19 protein-coding genes are annotated in these 19,228 nt (G+C 58.8%); 3 read left to right on the plus strand and 16 right to left on the minus strand.

The window, feature by feature from the left end; all coding sequences use genetic code 11:
* Positions 1–8: 8 nt before the first annotated feature.
* On the minus strand, positions 9–836 hold the full coding sequence (locus tag GB927_RS21510) for a phosphoenolpyruvate hydrolase family protein (protein ID WP_256119258.1): 828 nt from the start codon (positions 834–836) through the stop codon (positions 9–11).
* Positions 823–2,007 (minus strand): Tm-1-like ATP-binding domain-containing protein, encoded by a 1,185-nt coding sequence (locus tag GB927_RS21515; RefSeq protein WP_256119259.1) that lies wholly within the window; start codon positions 2,005–2,007, stop codon positions 823–825. The genes GB927_RS21510 and GB927_RS21515 overlap by 14 nt, the downstream gene beginning before the upstream one ends.
* A gap of 125 nt (positions 2,008–2,132) precedes the next feature.
* Between GB927_RS21515 and GB927_RS21520 the strand changes: the two genes are divergently transcribed.
* Complete coding sequence (locus GB927_RS21520; RefSeq protein WP_256119260.1) at positions 2,133–2,804, plus strand: hypothetical protein; 672 nt, start codon at positions 2,133–2,135, stop codon at positions 2,802–2,804.
* Here the strand turns inward: GB927_RS21520 and GB927_RS21525 are convergent.
* The 8 genes from GB927_RS21525 to GB927_RS21560 all read right to left on the minus strand — a co-directional run bounded on the left by GB927_RS21525 (position 2,779) and on the right by GB927_RS21560 (position 11,495).
* Positions 2,779–4,512 carry a phosphoenolpyruvate hydrolase family protein gene (locus GB927_RS21525; RefSeq protein ID WP_256119261.1) on the minus strand — a complete coding sequence of 578 codons (1,734 nt, stop codon included), beginning with the start codon at positions 4,510–4,512 and terminating at the stop codon, positions 2,779–2,781. The two genes, GB927_RS21520 and GB927_RS21525, sit on opposite strands and share 26 nt — an antisense overlap.
* 75 nt (positions 4,513–4,587) lie before the next feature.
* Positions 4,588–5,700, minus strand: a complete 1,113-nt coding sequence (locus tag GB927_RS21530; protein WP_256119262.1) for an ABC transporter ATP-binding protein — start codon at positions 5,698–5,700, stop codon at positions 4,588–4,590.
* Between the two features lie 33 nt (positions 5,701–5,733).
* Positions 5,734–6,522 carry an HAD-IIA family hydrolase gene (locus GB927_RS21535; protein WP_256119263.1) on the minus strand — a complete coding sequence of 263 codons (789 nt, stop codon included), beginning with the start codon at positions 6,520–6,522 and terminating at the stop codon, positions 5,734–5,736.
* A complete protein-coding gene (locus GB927_RS21540; protein WP_111161110.1) occupies positions 6,515–7,288 on the minus strand; it encodes an SDR family NAD(P)-dependent oxidoreductase in 774 nt (257 codons plus the stop codon). The genes GB927_RS21535 and GB927_RS21540 overlap by 8 nt, the downstream gene beginning before the upstream one ends.
* Positions 7,288–8,223 carry a ribokinase gene (locus tag GB927_RS21545; RefSeq protein WP_256119264.1) on the minus strand — a complete coding sequence of 312 codons (936 nt, stop codon included), beginning with the start codon at positions 8,221–8,223 and terminating at the stop codon, positions 7,288–7,290. Before GB927_RS21545 ends, GB927_RS21540 begins: the two co-directional genes overlap by 1 nt.
* The gene (locus GB927_RS21550; protein ID WP_256119265.1) at positions 8,220–8,981 is read right to left on the minus strand and encodes a carbohydrate ABC transporter permease; all 762 of its coding nucleotides are present in this window, start codon (positions 8,979–8,981) and stop codon (positions 8,220–8,222) included. The genes GB927_RS21545 and GB927_RS21550 overlap by 4 nt, the downstream gene beginning before the upstream one ends.
* Before the next feature lie 110 nt (positions 8,982–9,091).
* Entirely contained in the window at positions 9,092–10,048 is a 957-nt protein-coding gene (locus tag GB927_RS21555) for a carbohydrate ABC transporter permease (protein WP_256119266.1), read from the minus strand.
* A gap of 58 nt (positions 10,049–10,106) precedes the next feature.
* A complete protein-coding gene (locus GB927_RS21560) occupies positions 10,107–11,495 on the minus strand; it encodes an extracellular solute-binding protein (protein ID WP_256119267.1) in 1,389 nt (462 codons plus the stop codon).
* A 256-nt stretch (positions 11,496–11,751) separates the two neighbouring features.
* On the opposite strand from GB927_RS21560, the gene GB927_RS21565 reads away from it, so the two are divergent.
* Together GB927_RS21565 and GB927_RS21570 are read left to right on the plus strand one after the other, a co-directional pair.
* Complete coding sequence (locus GB927_RS21565; RefSeq protein ID WP_256119268.1) at positions 11,752–12,126, plus strand: CidA/LrgA family protein; 375 nt, start codon at positions 11,752–11,754, stop codon at positions 12,124–12,126.
* Positions 12,119–12,817, plus strand: coding sequence for an LrgB family protein (locus GB927_RS21570; protein ID WP_256119269.1), 699 nt, complete (start codon positions 12,119–12,121; stop codon positions 12,815–12,817). Before GB927_RS21565 ends, GB927_RS21570 begins: the two co-directional genes overlap by 8 nt.
* A 479-nt stretch (positions 12,818–13,296) precedes the next feature.
* Here the strand turns inward: GB927_RS21570 and GB927_RS21575 are convergent, their stop codons facing one another.
* The 6 genes from GB927_RS21575 to GB927_RS21600 all read right to left on the minus strand — a co-directional run bounded on the left by GB927_RS21575 (position 13,297) and on the right by GB927_RS21600 (position 19,187).
* Entirely contained in the window at positions 13,297–14,343 is a 1,047-nt protein-coding gene (locus tag GB927_RS21575; protein WP_256119270.1) for an extracellular solute-binding protein, read from the minus strand.
* A gap of 73 nt (positions 14,344–14,416) precedes the next feature.
* Positions 14,417–15,214: an ABC transporter permease gene (locus GB927_RS21580; protein ID WP_256119271.1), complete on the minus strand. Its 798-nt coding sequence runs from the start codon at positions 15,212–15,214 to the stop codon at positions 14,417–14,419.
* Positions 15,211–16,086 (minus strand): ABC transporter permease, encoded by an 876-nt coding sequence (locus GB927_RS21585; protein WP_256119272.1) that lies wholly within the window; start codon positions 16,084–16,086, stop codon positions 15,211–15,213. Before GB927_RS21585 ends, GB927_RS21580 begins: the two co-directional genes overlap by 4 nt.
* On the minus strand, positions 16,087–17,172 hold the full coding sequence (locus GB927_RS21590; protein WP_256119273.1) for an ABC transporter ATP-binding protein: 1,086 nt from the start codon (positions 17,170–17,172) through the stop codon (positions 16,087–16,089).
* A 198-nt stretch (positions 17,173–17,370) separates the two neighbouring features.
* Positions 17,371–18,309: a nucleoside hydrolase gene (locus GB927_RS21595; RefSeq protein WP_256119274.1), complete on the minus strand. Its 939-nt coding sequence runs from the start codon at positions 18,307–18,309 to the stop codon at positions 17,371–17,373.
* The gene (locus tag GB927_RS21600) at positions 18,306–19,187 is read right to left on the minus strand and encodes a ribokinase (protein ID WP_256119275.1); all 882 of its coding nucleotides are present in this window, start codon (positions 19,185–19,187) and stop codon (positions 18,306–18,308) included. Before GB927_RS21600 ends, GB927_RS21595 begins: the two co-directional genes overlap by 4 nt.
* Positions 19,188–19,228 lie beyond the last annotated feature (41 nt).

The raw sequence follows: 19,228 nt of genomic DNA on the forward strand, positions 1-19,228 counted from the left end.
CGAAGGGTTCAGGAGCGCGGAACGGGCACAGACTTGAATGCCTTCGCAACGGCCATGACGGCTCGTTCGATGGGAATTCGTTCAATCGATGAGGCGCCAACGAAGCCGACACAGCCAGTGTGGCGATAGACCTCTGCCGTGTCCTCCGGCTCGGCAACGGCGCCGCCATGGGCGAGAAGGATGACATCGGAACGAACAGCTCTGGCCGCGTCATTGATCTTGTTGATCTTTAGGATCGCTTCCTGGATCGCCTGGCCCTCGTCGTGGCCGACCAATCCTCCGCGCGTCGCTCCTACGTGGGGGACGATGCAGTCGGCGCCCGCGTCGGTCATAGCCGCCGCGTCGTCGGCGGAGGCGACGTAGGCCATCGTGAAGATGTTCTTCTGCCTGGCCAACCTGATCATCTCGACCTCTCGCTCGAAGCCGAGTCCGACGCGCCCTCTTCGGTCGCGCCACTTGTCGCCCATGGTCGAGATGGTCGGATAGTTGATAACCCCGGAGTAGCCGGCAGCCCAGAACTTATCGAGCAGTCGGTCGAGGTCGAGGCGCACAGGATCCCAGGCTTCGATCCCTCCGATAACCGGAATATCCGAGACGACGTTGCGGATTTCCTCCGCCATCTCGATCGTTCGAGCGTTGGAGTCACCGATGCGGCTCGTTGGAAGGCCCATCAAACGTGAAAGACCCGTGCTGTAGACGACCAGCATGTCGGCGCCGCCAAGTGCCGCACATTTGGCGACCAGTCCACAGCTGCTTCCCGCAGCGAGAATGGCGTTTCCCTTCGCCGTCTGCTGCGCGATGGCCGCCAGGATTTCCGTCCGTTCAAACATTCTCATTTGAAACCACCTCGCTTTTCAGATTTTTGACAAGCCAATCGACCGCTGCATCGGCAAAGCCTGGCTCATTGATATGGAAGGGAACTTCCAGAAGGGTGGCATTATCTGGGAGCGTGCTCTTCAGACCTTCGAGCCAAGCCTTGTTCGCTTCTGGATCGTGAAAGGCGCCACCTTCCCGGTCGTAATCAGAGACGCCTCGGGCTGGCCACAGCACGCACACAGGTCCAAGCGCTTCACCCAACTTGGTGCCAGTGCAGCGACCAATCTCTCGCGTCTCATCGGGCGTGGTCCGCATGAGAGTTGTGTAGGGTGTGTGTGAGTAGAACTTTCGGCCGGCATATTTCCCAGGCACGCTCGAGGGTACCCCGAAATTGACCATGTCGACGGCGCCTGGCGCGATGAGCTGGGGGATACCCTTCAGGCCAGCCGCAGTCAGTCTCTTCGCACCGGCGCTGGCTTTCCCGCCCAAAAGTTCGTCTGCAAGTTCAGTGGTGGTCAGATCGAGAACGGCGTCGAATTCGCCGTCTTCGATAAGCGCTTCCAACTTGCGCCCTCCGGCGCCGTTTGCAGGAAATACGATGGCTTCGACATTCTGATCTGCGAGGAGGCGGACGCACCGGTCTACCGCGGGCGTTGTCACGCCGAATGCCGAAATCGCGACGATCGAGCGCCGGGCCTCTTGTCGCGGCGAATAGCGCATCGCGGCAATGGCGTGCGCTGCATTGGTGAGAATTCGTGACGTGAATCCGTTTATACCAAACAAGTCCACAAGGGTCGGATAAAGGAGGATGTCGTTTGTTTTGGCCAGTTCCGCGAGAAGTGCCGGTCGCGCGCTCGATACGAGGAGTTTGGGAAAACCGTACGGAAGATCCGCTACGACTTCTCCGAACACTCCACTGCCTTTGCCTCCCGCTATACCAATCACTGCGCTGATGCGCCCGGCCTCGTACATTCCGCGTACCGAAACACGGGCACTTTGTGCAATCGCAGTGAGAAGGCTTGCCGGATCGTTCGATCGATCTGGGGCGGATGCCGTCGTCCCGACGTCGACAAGCACGATTTCTCTACCGGACTTTGCGATCATGTCCGAAACGAAGGACACCTCCGCATTCTTTGTATCCATCGTGGCTACAATGGCGATCGCGTCCGTAGGTGATACAGAGCTGCTCATTGGGAAAGGATCCCGGCGCGGCTCGACGACCACCTCCGAGAGCGGGGTAACTCTGACATTTGATCCTCCCTTGTATCCGCTCGCTTCCTGAGCAATCTTGAGAACGAATAGCCGGTGCTCCTGACATGAAGAACCGCGGGCAACACGGGAGATGGGTAAAGTTGGGTACATGGGCGATCGTTGGGCGAGCGAAACATTGGGAGCGCATTGATCACGATGGCACTCCCAGCGACGGTATAATTTTTGCGCCAGCGCTCGGCGTCCTTCAGAGCGGGGATCCTTTAGTACTGGCGACACTCCCTGTCGTCGACTGGAACGCCGAGCTTGTGAAAGCGCTGACCGAGCTTAAGCGCCCGGTAGGCCCCAACTGCTACGCGGCCGTCATGATGATTGATCCGTTCACCCTGTGGGAAGACCTGGGCGATCTGCTCGCGGAGCGAGGCTTCGCCGGAGTTGTCAATTTTCCTCCAGCCTCCCTGTTGGAAGTGAAGCAGGTTCAGACATCGACAGATGAAGGCAACACGATCGAGATAGATCGGATGAAGTGGTTCCACGACGTCGGATTTGGGCTGGTGTATGCCGCGCCGCGCATGGAAGAAATAAGGAACGTGGAGCAGCGGCTGTCGGGTTTGCTCAATGCGATCTTCAACGTGCCTGTGTCATCTCTCAGGCAACCTGTCAGCAACAAACTGGAACTCGACCTCGAGCCGGCGCTTAATGTTGATCGTCAAGGGCTGCCCCCGATCCTTTCGTTCAACTCCGCAGTCTGCGCTACTCCAGAATCCGTAGCTTCCTGATCTTGTTGTAGAGCGTCTTTCTCGAGAGCCCGAGAGCCCGCGCCGTCTTGCCTCGATGCAGTTTGTTGCGCCGCAAGGCGTCGATGATCCACTCGCGCTCGGAAAGATTTGTCGGTTCCTGGATCGCAGGCTCGACGCCGAGAACCGATCGGATGTGATCCGCAGCGATCAAGACGTCGGCAGGCAGGATGGCCAATTGTTCAACCACATGGCGGAGTTCTCGAACATTGCCGGGCCATGAATGGCTCGCGAGAGCGAGAAATGCAGAATTCTCGATCGCTAGCGCGCCTGCCGACGCATTTCCTTTCGTCTCGATCGTAAAATGATGGATCAGCGCCGGAAGGTCCTCCAGGCGATCCCGCATTGGTGGAAGCACGATCGCAAGCCCAGCAAAAGCCTCCCGCAGGCGCGCGGTGATGGGCCAGTCCGAGGGACGGCTTCGAGCAGGGATCGTACAGGTCGCAATGATCTTGGCCTCGGCCCGGTTCGTGGTCGCGCCGTTCTGGGCGGTATAGGTTCCAGTTTCCAGGAGATCCGCGAGCTTGTCCTGCTCTCCTGGCGAAAGGTCATGAACATGGAGAATGACGAGTGATGTTTCCGCGGCTGTCTCAAGCACAGAAATCCTGCGTCGCGTATCCTTGTCGGCTTCCAATCCGAAAAGCGCGACCGCATTCTGACTTCCGGGCGTCGGGCGGCAGGGGAACATGACGGGTTTCCGATGTTTGCGACTACCGAAAGAGTGAACGAGGGAAGCGACCCTTCGTTTGCCAGCGCCGGTTTCTCCGACGATCAGAACGGGATTGCTTCCGGCTGCCAGTCTTTTCGCTGCGTCGAGCGCCTTGTTCATGGTGGCCGACCGCGCGATGACGCCGTGCCTGTAGCCGTTGAGCTGAAGCTGGCGCTCAAGAAGATCGACCTTTTCGCGTAGGACGTTGATGGTCTTAAAGCCGGACGTCATTTCCAGAACGGACGTTTCGAGTGGCACCCGGTCGAGCGAAGACCCGCCGATGAAGCCCTGCGTTCCGGTTTCCCTGCAGACATCCATCAGTTCTTCGGGCTTGGTGATCGGACCGCCTCCAAGCAGGCAGACGACATTACGGTCGATACTATGGACGGTCCTTGCGATATCCCTTGTTCTTGTAGCCAGTTCAGCAAGACCTATCGATGACGCCGACTGGGCGGTCTCTGCAGGATTGAGGTTGAAGTTCATGGCAATCGCTTCGACGCCCGCCTCGACCATGCGCCTTGCCTCGCTCTGCGTGCGTGTGTAGGCGATGGTCATCATCCCCCGTTGCTGAGCCTTCATGAGAAGCTCGACCTCGCGCTGATAACCGAGCTGGTTGTCTTCCAGGATCGCACGCCTCGGTTCATCGAGATGTATCACGGACGGAAAGTTCGTGACGCCGGCAAAACCCCATCTCTTGAGCCGATCGAGAAATGCATCGAGGTCCAACGCAGGATTGAACGTGCAGGCGCCGAAGAAGACAGGGAGGCGTGTGCTGCGGAGGATTTCGGAGCGGCCAAAACCCTCCACGAACGCGTTGCTCTCCCGCAAGGGAAGGATAGACGCCGGCGACGATCCGCCCATCGCTCTAAAGCGGCCGGCGTTGAGGGCCAGGACAAAGTCGGCTCCGGCCCGCTCGGCGGCGCGCGCCGTCATGCCGGAGCCAATTGCGGCCCCAAGCAAGAACGACCTTGAATCATTCAAAAACTGTCTGAGCCCGGATATGGCAAAAAATCCTGTGTTTCGACGTCAGCAGGATCGGCTATCCAGCACGAAGTTTCAACTCCAGCTTTTCGGGGCCTGAAGTCTCGGAAGCGCCTTGCCGTCGTCTCCGAAGACATGACAATCCGATGCGGCAACGGCCAATGAAACCTGCCCCTGCCTTCCGACATGGAAATGGTCTCCAGGGGATCGGGCGACGACGCTTTCTCCCAGAGCAGTGCCGTATAGGTAGGTCGCGCTGCCAAGGTGTTCGACGAAGTCGACATCGATGTCGAGGATCAGTTCGCCAGCATTTCCTGACGGCGAGATGAAGTCGTCGGGCCGGACGCCGAGCGTGACTTTTGCCCCGGGATCCACAGCGGTGTCATCAACGGGCAGCCAGTGACCGTTGGAAGCGACTGCAACCTCCACCTGACCGTCATTCCTGGAAAGAACCTGGCTCGGAAGGAAGTTCATGCGGGGGGAACCAATGAAGCCTGCGACGAATTCAGTAGCCGGTCGATGATAGAGATCGTGCGGGCTGCCGACCTGCTCAATGCGGCCATCCTTCAGCACGACTATCTTGTCCGCCATGGTCATCGCCTCGACCTGGTCGTGCGTCACATAGATCATCGTGTTGCCGAGCTGGCGATGGAGTTTGGCAATCTGGACCCGCATTTGCACGCGCAGTTCGGTGTCGAGGTTGGAGAGCGGCTCGTCGAAGAGGAAGACTTTTGGCTCCCTGACGATCGCTCGGCCAATAGCGACCCGCTGACGTTGGCCGCCTGATAGCTGCTTGGGCTTTCGGTCCAGCAGATGTTCGATCTGCAGGAGCTTTGCGGCGTCGTTGACCTTCGCGGCGATCTCCGCTTTCTTCACTTTCGCCATCCGCAGAGGAAACGCCAGATTGTCGCGGACAGTGAGGTGCGGATAAAGCGCGTAGCTTTGGAAGACCATCCCCAGGTTCCGGTCTGCGGCGTCGACGCGGTTCACGACCTTGCTATCGATCTTCAGCGTGCCGCCTGAGATCTGCTCGAGCCCACCGATCATCCTCAGCAGCGTCGACTTGCCGGATCCGGACGGACCTACGAAGACCACGAACTCGCCATGCTCGATCTCGAGATCGATGTCACGAAGGATCTCGAGACTGCCATATTTCTTTCGAATGCCCTCGAGTTGGACGTCGGCCATGTGTTCCTCCTTTTAGATGGGTCGTACGCCTCCTCAGCGCGTGACCGGTATTTCCTTAAGCGTTGCGATGGTGAAGTCGGGTGGCAGCAGGCTCGCGTCTTCCACCGGCGGCACTCCCGTCGTGACGAGCACGGAGCAGAGCCCAGCCTTCTTTCCCGCCTGGATGTCCGTCGGTATCTGATCGCCGATCATCAGGGTCGAAGAGCGATGGGTCCCAAGCCGCTTGAGCGCCGCCTCGATCATATGAACTTCCGGCTTGCCAACGATGATTGGGCGGACACGCGCCGCTGTTGCAACGGCGGTCAGGATTGCGCCGGCGCCCGGCTCGAAACCCGTCGGCGTCGGCAACAGAAGATCGGGATTTGTCCCGATCAGCACCGCACCCTTCAAAATAGCGTCGACCGCAATCCGAAGCTTTTCATGGCTGATTTCGCGGTCGAGACCCATGACGACGACGGACGGATCCTTGTCGGTGATTTCAAGATCGGCTTCGGAGATGGCCTTCTTTAAAGACGGCGCGCCGATAACATAGACTCGTGTTCCATCGGGAAACCTCTGCCGGACGATCTGGGCAGCCGTCACCGCCGAGGTGACGACGTCGTCCAGAGTGGCATCGAGGCCGAACGAAACGAGCTTGGCCACGACGTCCTCTGCCGTGTGCGTCGAGTTGTTAGTCACGAAGCAGTACGGGATCCCGTCCGCTTTCCAACGCTTGAAGACCTCGACCGCGTCTTCGATCGGGGTCTTGCCACGGTAGACCACGCCATCGAGGTCCGACACGACGCCCCGGATAACCGGCCAGGCAGATTGCAGCTTATCCATTCATCAACATCCCGCCGTTCACATGCACGATCTGTCCCGTGATGTATGTCGCTGCGGGCGTCGACAGAAAGACGGCCAGACCTGCCACGTCCTCGGGCGTACCCACTCGGCCGAGCGGAATTCTCCCAGCGTGACGCGCTTCCGTCTCCTCGCGAGGACGACCGTGCATAGGTGTGTCGATAATGCCAGGTGCGACGCCGTTCACGTTGATCCCGAATGGTGCGCACTCGTAGGCCAGGAGCTTGGTCAGGTCATGGACAACGGCTTTCGAGAAGCAGTAGTCGGCGCCGCCTGCCTGGTAGTTGAACACGGCGCCTTGGGAGGAAAGCGAAGATCCGATGTTGACGATGCGCCCGCCGCCATCCTTCATGAAACGGTTGACCACCAGCTTCGAGCACAACAGAACTGCCCCCGAGTTGATTTCCATGGTCCGGTCGATCTTTGCCTTGTCGCCAGACAAAAGCGTTTCACCGGATTTTATGCCCGCATTGTTCACAAGCACGTCGATACGGCCAAACCGCTCGGCAACCGTGTCCATCACCCGGCCGATGTCCGGCTCGCTTGTAACGTCCATCGCCAGCGCTACGACGCGATCTCCACCCTCAACCGTAGCAAGCGTTTTGTCGAGCGCATCCTTATTCGCATCGGTCGCGATGACCGTCGCGCCGCTCTCCAGGAACGCAGCCGTGATCGCGGCGCCGATACCGCCGCCTGCACCGGTGACGAGGACCGTTTTGCCCGACATCGTGAAAAGGGAATTGGTCATTATATCTCCATGAGAGTTTTGTGATTGAGAAATTCGTCCACTTCGGCGACCGATGGCATGGCCTGCTGGGCGCCCCTGCGGGTGACACAAAGGGCCGCAACTGCCATGGCTTGCCGAACTGCGTCGCGGATTGGGGTGCCGGACGCAAGTGCTGCGGCAAATCCACCGTTGAAGGCGTCTCCCGCTGCAGTCGTGACGACGACGACCGGGAAAGCCGGCACGAGGAACGTCTGATTGCCGTCAGAGAAGTAGGCCCCGCGTTCGCCAAGCGTTATAAGAGCGGCCTTGGGGCCGAGCGCCAGCAAGGCGTTCGCAGCCTCGGCTGCTGCCTCCATCGACACAATTTCAATGCCGGTCAGCTCATATGCCTCGGACTCGTTCGGCGTGACAAAGTCCACCTTTGACCACGCGTCCTGTGTCAAGCCGTGCCGGACGGGCGCGGGGTTGAAGATCAAGGTGAACCCGCGTTCTTCCTTCATGGCAAACAACCGCTCAAGGGCAGCCGTGGGGAGACCCATTTCGGCGACGACGATCGCGTCATTCTGGATGTAGTGCGCGGCGCCCTCGATCATGTCAGGCGTTAAATTCGCGTTCGCGCCGGGATCGATGACGATCATGTTTCCGCCGTCGTCGCCAACCATGACGAGGGCTGACCCAGAAACTTCGCCCGAGGCGGTCTGGACAGCTTGCGTATCGACGCCTGCATTGACCAGCGAACGCAGAAGTTCGACGCCGGCTTCGTCATCACCGAGCCTTGTGAAAAGCCGTGGTTTGAGGCCGAGCTTGGCGGCAGCAACGGCCTGATTGGCGCCTTTGCCGCCTGCGTTTCGAACCAGAGATCCGATGAGGCTCTCGCCCGGCGTGGGCAGACGCTCGACGTTGAAGCAGAAGTCCAGGTTGGTTGTGCCAAAGAATATCAGAGGGCGCGTACTCATTTGACCGCTCCGAAGGTGAGGCCGCGTTCGAGATGACGTTGACCGAACACGATCAGGATAACCGGCACGATCATCGTGACCACAAGTCCTGCTGCCATCACCGGGTAGAATTGAACGCCCGGATTGAGCAGTTTGAGAAGAGCTACGGTTACGGGCGCCTTGGTCGAGCTCAACATCAAGCCGAGCGCGAAGTTGTGCCAGGCAAGCAGGAACACGAGCAGCGATGCGCCGATCAGACCGGGCTTCAGCAGCGGAAGCACGATATGAAAAACGACGCGGACAGGCTTTGCGCCGTCGATGGCGGCCGCTTCCTCAATATCCTTCGGAATGTCCTCGACATAGGAGCGGCTCAGCCAGACGATCATTGGAAGGGTGATCACCTGGTAGACCCAGATCATCCCGAAATAGGTGTCATACAGGCCCATCGACTGGAAGAGATTGAAGAGCGGGATGACGACGAGAAGAACGGGTGCGAACCGGAACCCAAGAATGAAAAACGCGATGTCTTCCTTGAAGGGTACCTCGCGGCGGGCGAGGACGTATCCTGCGGGAACACCGACGATAAGCGAGACGACGACCGATCCAAGCGAGACGACCACGCTGTTGATGATCGGCGTCAGGAAGTCGACCTTGATGGTTCCGTAGCTGGTCGCACCGGCCTGGGCGACATCGAATAGCACCCGGAAGTTTTCCAGCGTCGGAGTGAACAAGAACGTCGGCGGCCAGGCCATCACCTCGTTCTGGTCCTTGAGCGACATCATGACGATCCAGAGCAGCGGGAAAGCGAGGACCAGGGCACAGATCGCCACCAGGACGTTCAGCACGAGGGTTGTGATTGGTTTGCGTGTAAAGTCCATGAGTTTATCCCTCAGTTCACCCGGCGGCGGACCGCCTGCCAGGCTCTGACCATCAGTGTTGCTCCGATCAGGACGATCAGCCAGTTCACGACCATCATCGCCGCCCCCCGACCGAACGTCAGGTTTTGAAACGCCGAGATGTAGGCTTGAACTGAAAGTGCGGAGGTCGAATTGCCAGGGCCTCCCTGGGTCGTTCCGAAGATGATGTCGAATTGGTTGAAGGATTCGATGAGGCGGAAGACGGCCGCAATGAGGATATAGGGTGCTACAAGCGGCAGCTCGATATTGATGAAGGTTGCCCAGGATCTCGCACCGTTGATGCGCGCGGCCTCTCGCAAGTCATCGGTAATCCCCTGAAGCCCGGCGAAAATGATCAGGGCAAAAAATGGCGTGTAGGTCCAGACATCGATCAGAATGATGGAGATCAAGGCGGTGGTGGGACTGGAAATCCATGAGAAGGGTCCCATTCCGACAAGCGAGAAAAAGTAGTTCAGGATGCCACTCTGAGGGTTCATCATGGTCGTCCACATCAAGGCCACGCTCATCGGCGGAAGAACCAGTGGAAGGAGGATGAACGGCCGCAGCCAGCGCGCCAGCGTTACGCCGGTTGCAAAGAGCTTCGCGATCGCCAAACCGATCAGTGCCTCGATGAACACCGTGGACAAGGCATAGACGACGGTCACCCGCACGGAATTCCAGAAGTCGCTCGTCTTCATGAGCGCGATGTAATTGGCAAAGCCAACGAAACGGACCACCGGTCGGCCAAGGCGCATGTCGGTGAGAGACTGATAGACGCCGTAGAAAAAAAGAGCGAGAAAACCTAGCAGGATCAGTATCGCAGGAGCGATGACAAGCAGGCTTACCCAATCGACCTTGCGTTCCGCGTTTTCCGTCTCCGCTGCCTGGAAAGTTGGGGCCGACGGTGCTTCGGATCGCAGCGATACCACCTTCGAAACGTGAGATGTCATGGCATTCTCCATTCGTCCTGGAGGAGGGGTGGCGGCCGCGCCGCCACCCCGTCCGTTCTCAGAGGCCCGCGCGGACTTCTTCCGCCAGCGCATGGAGGGTGGTTTCGACATCGTCACCGTTGACCATCTTCTGCATGGCGACGGCCCAGGCGTTCATCGCTTCGCCGAAACCTACTCGTGGCGTGAATGCCAGGGCCGCTTGGTCCTGAGTGGTTTTGAAGCTTTCGACGAAGTTGTTGAACTCTGGCTGGGACGCGTAATCGATCCAAGCCTTGTCAGCCCAGGTTGACGTACGCGGAGGGTTGACGAGTTTGCCAGTGACGGCGCCCGCCAGTGTTACCTTCTTCGACGTCGCCCACTGCATGAAGAGCCAGGCAGCGCCCTTTTTCTCGGACGCAGCGTTCATGGCGAGCGACCAGATCCAAATGTTGGAGTTGAAGGACTTGGCATTCGGAGCATGGAGCGGCGGAGCGAATGCGATCTTCCCCGAAGCGGGCTGACCCTTCACGTCGTTCCAGAAGCCGAACATGTTGGAGTCGATCGCCATCGCTGTGCGTCCAGAAGAAATCCCGTCGACGACCTGGTACCAGTTATCATTGGCGAAGGACGGCGCTGCGCACTTCTTGATCATATCAACGTAGTCTTTGTGGAACGCGATGGACTCTGGCGAGTCGAGACCGGTGTCCAGCTTGCCATCCTTCATGACCCAATCCTTCACACCATAGGACTGCGCGATGGAAACGGCGGCGGTGTGGATGCTGCTCCAGAAGCGAACCCCGCGAACGCCAAGGGGGGTGATCTTTGGATCGGCTGCCTTCAGCTTTTCGCAGGCAGCTGCCATCTCCGGAGGAGTGGTTGGTACCGCGATCTGGTAATTGTCGAGGATGTCCTTGCGATAGAACAGCTGGATGTTCTCGAACGCGTGTGGAATTGCCCAGACTTCGCCGCCTTCTCCTGGCGCGATCTGACCATCTTCCATCTTCCAGGTCAGCGCGGAACGCAGTGCCGGGAAGAAGTCATTGTAGTCGTAGGACGCATCGGTGAGTGTCGGATCGTTGAGATACTTGTTCAGCGGCTCGATAGCACCGCTCGGTGCGAGATCCCATGCCGGCTGGATGCCCGTACCGAAGACGTCCCACGCAGGAGATTTCGTCGTGAGCTGGATCGTCATTTTACTCCAGTAGGAGTCGTCCGGATAGAGTTCGGGCGTTACCTTGATCCCGGTCAGCTTCTCGAATTCCGGAAGTTCCGCGCTGAGGGCGTCAGCATACGGATGAATGTCGTAGGCCCATGTGATCGTGGTGCCCTCGAACTGTCGCCAGTTCATTTCGGCCGCGGCGGCAGAGTTTGCTACCGCAACAGACGTCGCAAGCAGCGCAGTGCCCATGAAACAGCCTTTGGCTGCATGGCGCGCGCTTCTGTAAAAAGTGCCTATCGTCGAATGCATGCTTTTCCTCCCTTGGAAATACCGATGGTTCCAGATCCACCACTCCGTATCCCTGGTGAACCACAAGAAAGGAAATACGCGATGATCGACAAAGGCGGCGGCAAAGCAGAGGGCATTGTGGGTAAAATTGAGTAAGGCGAGCTGGAGTCTCATAAGCTTGTGATGTCGAAACCTTGCTGCACAGGGCGGCGGGTTCTACCAGTGCAGCATCTGGCGGGGATAGATCGCGCCCCGTCCTGGGCCAGGAGGCACGATCATGATCGTCGGCATTGCAACGCTCCTCACCTTCCAGCTCGTCGGTGAAATCCTGGCCTATGAGACGGGTGGTCTCGTACCCGGTCCGGTCTTGGGGATGGCACTGATAGCTATTGCGCTTTTGACGATGGCGAAGTGGCAACGCGTACAGAGCACTCAAAGCCAGACGATCGCCACCTCGAAAGCGATTTTGGCAAACCTCGGGATTTTATTCATTCCCGCTGGCGTTGGCATCGTGAAGCATATCGACGTTTTGGTCGCGCACGGGCTCGCCCTGCTCGCGCTCATTGTCGTGTCGACGGTAATCACCCTTGCCGTCACGGTGTGGTCGTTCGTCCTTGCGAAGCGGATCTTTGGAGGTGCGTCTGATGAGTGACGGTTTGTGGGTCTACCTCGCAACCTCGCCGCTGCTTTGGCTAAGCGGTACCTTGGTGATATGGATCTTCGCAACGTTCCTTGCCGGACTGAGGCCCGGCAATCCGCTGTTCAATCCGACGCTTATGTCGATCGTAACTATAGCGGCCATCCTCTACCTGACCGGCATCGACTACCAACGATATTTCGAAGGTGCGCAGTTCATTCACTTTCTCCTTGGGCCAGCGACGGTCGCTCTGGGGATCCCGCTCTACGAAAAATTGGCACTCGTGAGGCGGAATCTGTTGCCGATGATCGTCGCCTTAACGGTCGGAAGCCTGACGGCGGTAGGATCCACGATCCTCCTGAGCGAGGCGTTTGGATTTCCTCAGTTGATTACGGCTTCGCTCGCGCCGAAATCCACGACCGCCGCAGTCGCCATGGCGATATCCGAAAGTTTGGCCGGCGATCCGTCTTTGACTGCTACGGTGGTCGTTCTCACCGGAATCTGCGGAGCGATCGTTGTCACCCCGATGATGAATGCACTGGGTGTGCGTGATTACGGCGCCCGGGGTTTCGCGGTCGGATTAGCATCCCACGGGATAGGTACTGCGCGAGCCTTCGCGGTGAACCCGGTTGCAGGGTTGTTTTCGGGCATCGCAATGGGCTTGAATGCTATAGTGACCTCTATAGTCGTACACCTCTTCCTTTAAGGTGTCTCTAATGGTCTGATGTCCACAGAAACCACACGCGCCTGCGACTGGCCCCAGCGCCTTGCAGTTGCCAACAGCGGAGGGCTGCCGGAGGCCGGTCAACACATGCCAAACCCGCGCTCATCTGACCTGCTCGGCATTCCTCAGGCCCCGCCGCCTTGAAAGGACTCGAACCGCCGACCCCGTCGTTTGGCCGATAAGTTCGCGCCGAATTTCCGTGGACGGGCATCTACTTGCCCTCGCAATGGCTGATTTGGGGCCGAAAGCTGTCTGACTACTTCTGGCGCGCAATAAACGAAAGCGGTCACGCAACGTACAGATAGATCAAGTGACTTGCGCATAAGCATCGGGAGATCCCGCGGCTCTCGGGCGCCGGCTTCTTTACAAGACGATCACGCTAGGACACTCAGCGAACTGAATGCGGAGGGGGCGAGAGCACTCTTCGATGATACATCGTGGTCCCCTTGCCCCCTACCTTGTCATCCGCGCAACTTCGTCCAGATCCGATTGTAGGCCTTGATGGCCGCGTCGGAACACAGCTTTCCGAAGTAGATTTTCGTATCCTTCGGAGGATTGAGTTCAGGTGCCTCGGCCAAGACCTTTGTCATATAGTTCGCGCTGCCCGTGACACCATTCTGTGAGCCCGTGAAATCCGACAGGATCGCAGCATTTTCGGGATTCATCAGGAAGTTGACAAAAAGCTTGGCGTTTTCCGGATGCTCCGCCGTCTTCGGAATGACGACGCTGTCCGCCCATCCGTAGACACCTTCCTTCGGATAGATGTAGGTCAGCGACGGTCGCTGCTGACGTGCCTGATAGGCCGCACCGCTCCATGCCTGTGATGCGACGAGCTCACCCGAACCGAGCCGCTCGGCGATACCTGAAGCGTCATATGTCTTGACGGCGGGCTTCTGGTTTTCCAGCAGTGTCGAGAGCGCCTTGAGATCGTCCAGTTCCGCCGTGCACTGCGGCTTTCCCAGATAGACTAGAGCCAGCGAAATGACTTCGCTCATTGCGCCAGACATGCCAATTTTTCCTTGCAGCTCCGCGGGAGGTTCGAAGATCGTGCCCAGCGAAACTACCTGCTCCTTGTACGCTTCCGAATCCACAACGGCCGACGTCGTTCCCCAGTTCCAAACGACTGAATAGACGTTGCCCGGATCCCATTCGCGGGACTTCCACTCGGGCGCAAGATTAGCATAGTTCTGCATGCCGGTAGCGTCGATAGGCTGCACCAGTGCTTGAGAAATCAGGATCGGGATGAAGTCCGCCGAAGCCACAGCGATGTCGTAGCCGGCCGAACCGGCAGAGAGCTTCGCAAGGAGCGTTTCATTACTGTCATAAGTGTCGATGGACACCTTGATACCGGTTTCTTTCTCGAACTTGGCCGCAAGGTCGGGAGCGGTGTAGCCGCCCCAGTTAAACATGCGCAGAACCTTTTCTTCGGCATGCGCCTGTGTTGCTATTCCAAGCAACAGCGCCACCGTCATCACGCTAGCCCCGATCGTAAATTCTGTGTTTTCCATTACATTCCCCTTTTTGTTGATTGGACATGTTTCAGAACGCATCGATCCCGGCTTTCTATGACGATGGGGATCGCTACGACTTCGATATTGCCTGACGGTTCAGGTACTGCCCGACGGCCGCCAGCACGATCGAGATAACCAGAAGGATGGTGGAGGCGGCATTCACTTCCGGCGTGATGCCGCGCCGAATCATGCCGTAGACATAGACCGGAAGGGTCGTAGTCCCTGCGTCTCCGACCATCGCGCTGATCACGAAGTCGTCGAGCGAGACCACAAAGGAAAGGATGGCGCCGCTGAAGATGGCAGGGCGGAGCAGCGGGATCGTCACGCGGGTCAACACCTTAAAGGGCGGCGCGTAAAGATCTCTTGCTGCATTTTCCCAGAGATCGCCGAGACCCTTCATTCTGGCTCGCACCGGCATCATGGCAAACGGAATGCAGAATACGGTGTGGGCGACGATCAGATTCATGAGGCCGAGGCGCAAATTGAGGCTTGAAAAGAAGATCAAGGTCGTGACGGCCGTGACGATCTCGGGCACGAGCAGTGGGAGCGCGAACAGGGACGACATCACACCGGAAGACCGCTGCGCAGACCTCTCCATTCCCACCGCCGCCAATGTTCCGAGCGATGTCGCGGCGAACGTGGCAGCGGCCGCGATGATGACGCTATTGAGGGCCGCGGCCTGTATATCGCGGTTGACGGCGACGGCGGCAAACCACTTCAAACTCGCGCCGCCCCACACCGTCACGAGCGACCCGCCGTTGAAGGAATATGCAACCAGAACGACGAGTGGCGCATAGAGAAAAAAGAAGATGCAGGCGGTATAGGTACCGAAACCTGGCGTTCTGCGCCAGTCGAAGCCGTGTCTCATGTGGCGTTCCTCTTCTTGCCACGAAGGGCGCTGACGACGATGAAGGCCATGACACCGGCGGTGACGACCGTGGAGAGGGCCGATCCGAAAGGCCAATCGCGACTGCTCGTAAAGGCCATCTGGATGAGGTTTCCAATCATGAGGCTCTTGCCGCCGCCTAGCAGATCCGGAACGAGGAAGTAGCCAAGCGCTGGTGCGAATACCATCAGGCTTCCCGCCATCATGCCCGGCGCGGCGAGCGGCACGATTATCCTCCTGAACACCGACACCCGGCTTGCATAGAGATCGTGCGCGGCCTCGATCAGACGGGGATCAAGCCGTTCGAGGGCGGCGTAGACCGGCAAAATCATGAAAGGCAGGAAATTGTAGACGAGGCCCAGCAGGGTAGCTCCGTCGTTGTACATCAGCCCTAACGGGGCGGATGTTAGGCCCAGTTCTTGAAGTCCGTTGTTGATCAGCCCCTGGTCCCGCAGGAGAAGAACCCAGCAATAGGTTCGAACTAGACTGTTTACCCAGAAAGGGAGCGTGACAACGAAGATCAGGATGCCCTGCCACTTCGGCGAACGGCAGGTGATGAACCAGGCGACGGGAAAGCCAAGGACGGCGCACAGGAGCGCCGCAGCCCCTGCAAGAATTACCGATCGCGCGATAATCGAGATGTAGGTGGTCGTGAAATAGAGACTTTCGTCAAAGTCCCGTTCGAAAAGGATCTTCCGGTAAGGCTCGAGCGTGAGCGGCAGCTCTGCGCCTCCATAGGGGCCTGCGGTCAGGAACGAATAGGCTACTCCAAATCCGAGTGGAACCAGCATGAATACGGTGAGGACGATCAGCGCGGGGACGGTCAGGAGGAACGGCGAATGTGTTCTCATCATTCAGCCCCCCAGTGTCTGCTGCGCGGATTCGGGCCATGTGAGCCGGACATCCGCTCCGATCAAACTTCTGAACTCGGGCAATCTGCCTGCGCCGGCCGACCGCGCCCTCAGCAGTTCTCCGTCTGCGGTGCGGACGACAAACTCAATCCCACTGCCTAAGAAGCGAACGTCGGCGACGATACCCGAAATCCGGCCGCTCTCGCCTGCGTTCGCGAGAGAAATGTCTTCCGGCCGAACCATCACCATCCCGTCACCCGACACTCCTAGCAATTGCGTCCTGATCAGATTTGCCTCGCCGATGAAGTCGGCGACATAGGAATTAGCCGGCGAACAGTAGATCTCCTCCGGAGACCCGACCTGCTTGATCTCGCCCCAGCGGAGAACCGCAATCCGGTCCGAAAGCGTCAGTGCCTCCTCCTGGTCGTGGGTAACCAGGATGAACGTGATGCCAGCTTCGCGATGAAGGCGTTTCAGCTCGTTTTGCGTCTCCTTTCGAAGCTTCAGGTCGAGGGCGGACATCGGCTCGTCTAGCAGGAGAACACGAGGTTTGGGCGCCAACGCCCTTGCAAGGGCTACCCGCTGCTGCTGTCCACCCGAAAGGGCGTCCGGACGGCGAGTGGCGAAGCCATTCATTCCTACGAGGGACAGAACCTCGGGTACCCTCGCGTCCGCCGCCCCGCCGTCCCAGCCCAGCATTTCGAGACCGAAACGAACGTTCTGGGCAACCGTCATGTGGGGAAAAAGGGCGTAGTTCTGGAATACGGTGTTGATCGGCCGACGGTGTGGCGGGACCGCGGTGACGTCCTTCCCGTCGAGTTCGATATTGCCGGAGGTTGGGGACTGGAACCCCGCTATAAGCCTAAGCAAACTTGTCTTACCGCAGCCGGAGGGCCCGAGCAAAGTAAAGAACTCACCGGGATTGATCGCAAGATTCACGCCTTGCAACGCTTTGAATTCGCCGAATTGAAGCGTGACATCTGATAGCTGGATGATGGGATCTGCGATCGAAGGTTCGGCCCCCGGAGCATTCTGCAGACCCACCACCTTGGAAGACGCGCGGGTTGCGGGGTTGGTATTAGGGCTCATAGGTGTCCGTGTCCCCGAAGTTTGGCAGCCGATCTCGTGGTTTGGGCTTTAGGCATCGTGTTTCTTTCCAACGAAGGTAATTTGGCGAATGTCAACAATCGAGACGTTTTTCGGAGCTTTCCTATAATTTGGCCTTATAAGCTACCTTGCATCTCGGCGGGGAATTCGGCGCAGGCGTGGGGCTGCGCCAAAACGTTCTTATGAGCCTTTCGCAGGTTCGGCCAGCGCAGAAAACCTCTTGCAAACCTGTAGGAATTCCTTAACGAGCGCCGAAGTGTCGCAGGAAACTGCGCAAAGGGTGTTTTCGGACCCCCGCTCCAGCCTGGTTCTTCCGATTGACGGCCCATCCGTGTCGACCAGGACCTTTCCCCTCGTAAACGTGAAAAGCTCGGGGTGCAGAAGGGATATCAGCGCCGCAGGGTCGTGCAACGCCGCCCCCTGAACCCCTCGGTCCCTGCGGTAGAAATCCACGTAGAAGGACGCAATCGTGTTGAAGAACGGCCCAAGCGGGCCCAGCGATGTCGCCAGGCCAATGATCTGCCCGGACGTGACCAGAATACTGTCGGTCACGTCGAGCCCGACCGACCGTATCGGCCAATGCGCTGCATATACCGCTGCCGCCGCGTGTGGATCGCCGAAAATGTTTGCTTCCGCGAGGCTCGTGACGTTGCCAGGACAGAATAGTGCCCCGCCCATGATGCATACCTCCCGTACTGAGGCTGCGAATCCGGCATCGCGCTTAAGCGCAGTAGCCAAGTTCGTCAGGGGTCCGAGGGCGAGGATCGTGATCTCGCCAGGTGCGGCGCCACACGATTCAATTAGGAAATCGGCCGCATCAAGGGCGCCAGCCGCGGCCTTCGGCGTTCGCATCGGTAGCGGCCCGAAACCGCAGGCTCCGTGTATAGCTTCAGGGCTGGGAGCCTTTTCGATCGCGAGCGGCTTTGCGGCGCCGCGCGAGACGGGCACATCAAGCCCGAGTTGCTCGGCAAGCCATAGCGCGTTGCGAGTGGCGACGTCCACTTCCACGTTTCCGTATATCGTGGTGATCCCATTAACCTCCACGTCCGGATGGGAATGAGCGTAAAGGAGGGCAAAGGCGTCGTCGATGCCCGGATCGGTATCGATAATGAGCTTCATGACGTGCGCGCCTTCAGGAACTCCATAACATCCGCTCGGGCGGGTATCGCGGGGGCCGATCCGATGAGCGTGACTTGCAGCGCTGCTGCGGCTGAAGCCATGCGTAATGCATCCACCGGAGGAGCGCCGAGATGCATTTCCGCAAGGAAATACCCGAGGAACGTATCTCCGGCGCCGGTCGTGTCTACGACTTCGACGTCGAAGGCCCCTATGCTGAATTCTTCGTCTCCCGAACGATAGGTCGCGCCGTCCCTGCCTCCGGTAACGAGAAGCGCCATGCCTGACGGCAATGAGCGTATCGATCCGACTTCGCCGAGAAGCTGGTCGAACTCGATCCGATTCAACGCAAGAAGATCGACCTTCCCGAGAAGCGGGATTACGTCGTCCCGCACATAGGGTGCAGCGGAATAGGCCACCTTTAGCCCGCGCGACTTGGCAGCCTCCATGGCAAAGGGCGCTGCATTTGTCTCGTTTTGCAGAAGCACCCAATCGCCGGCCAAAAGTTGGCCGACGGCATCCTCGACTTCTTCGCGGGTGAGGCCGAAGTTTGCTCCGCGCTCCAGCACGATCGAGTTCTCCCCATCGGCAGCGAGGAACACGTGGGCTTGGCCGGTGGTATCATCGGCTCTCAGGCGGATCGACGACGCATCCAAGCCCAGATCAACCACCGCGTCGACAAGCCAGCGATCCTGATCGCCGACGGCGCCGAAGTGCTTGATCGGCGCGCCGGCCCTTGCGATCGCCACGGATTGATTGAGGCCCTTGCCGCCAGGCCCTGACGTCTTCTTGCCCGCTGTCATGGTCTCTCCGGGCATGGGGAGACTTCGAACGTGATAGACGGTATCGACGTTTATCGAGCCGATGTTGAGAATAGTCACTGCGTCAACCTCCGTGCGCACGGGATTGTTCCGGAAACCCG

Origin of the sequence: Shinella lacus (assembly GCF_010994755.1) — a bacterium.
Lineage (GTDB): Bacteria > Pseudomonadota > Alphaproteobacteria > Rhizobiales > Rhizobiaceae > Shinella > Shinella lacus.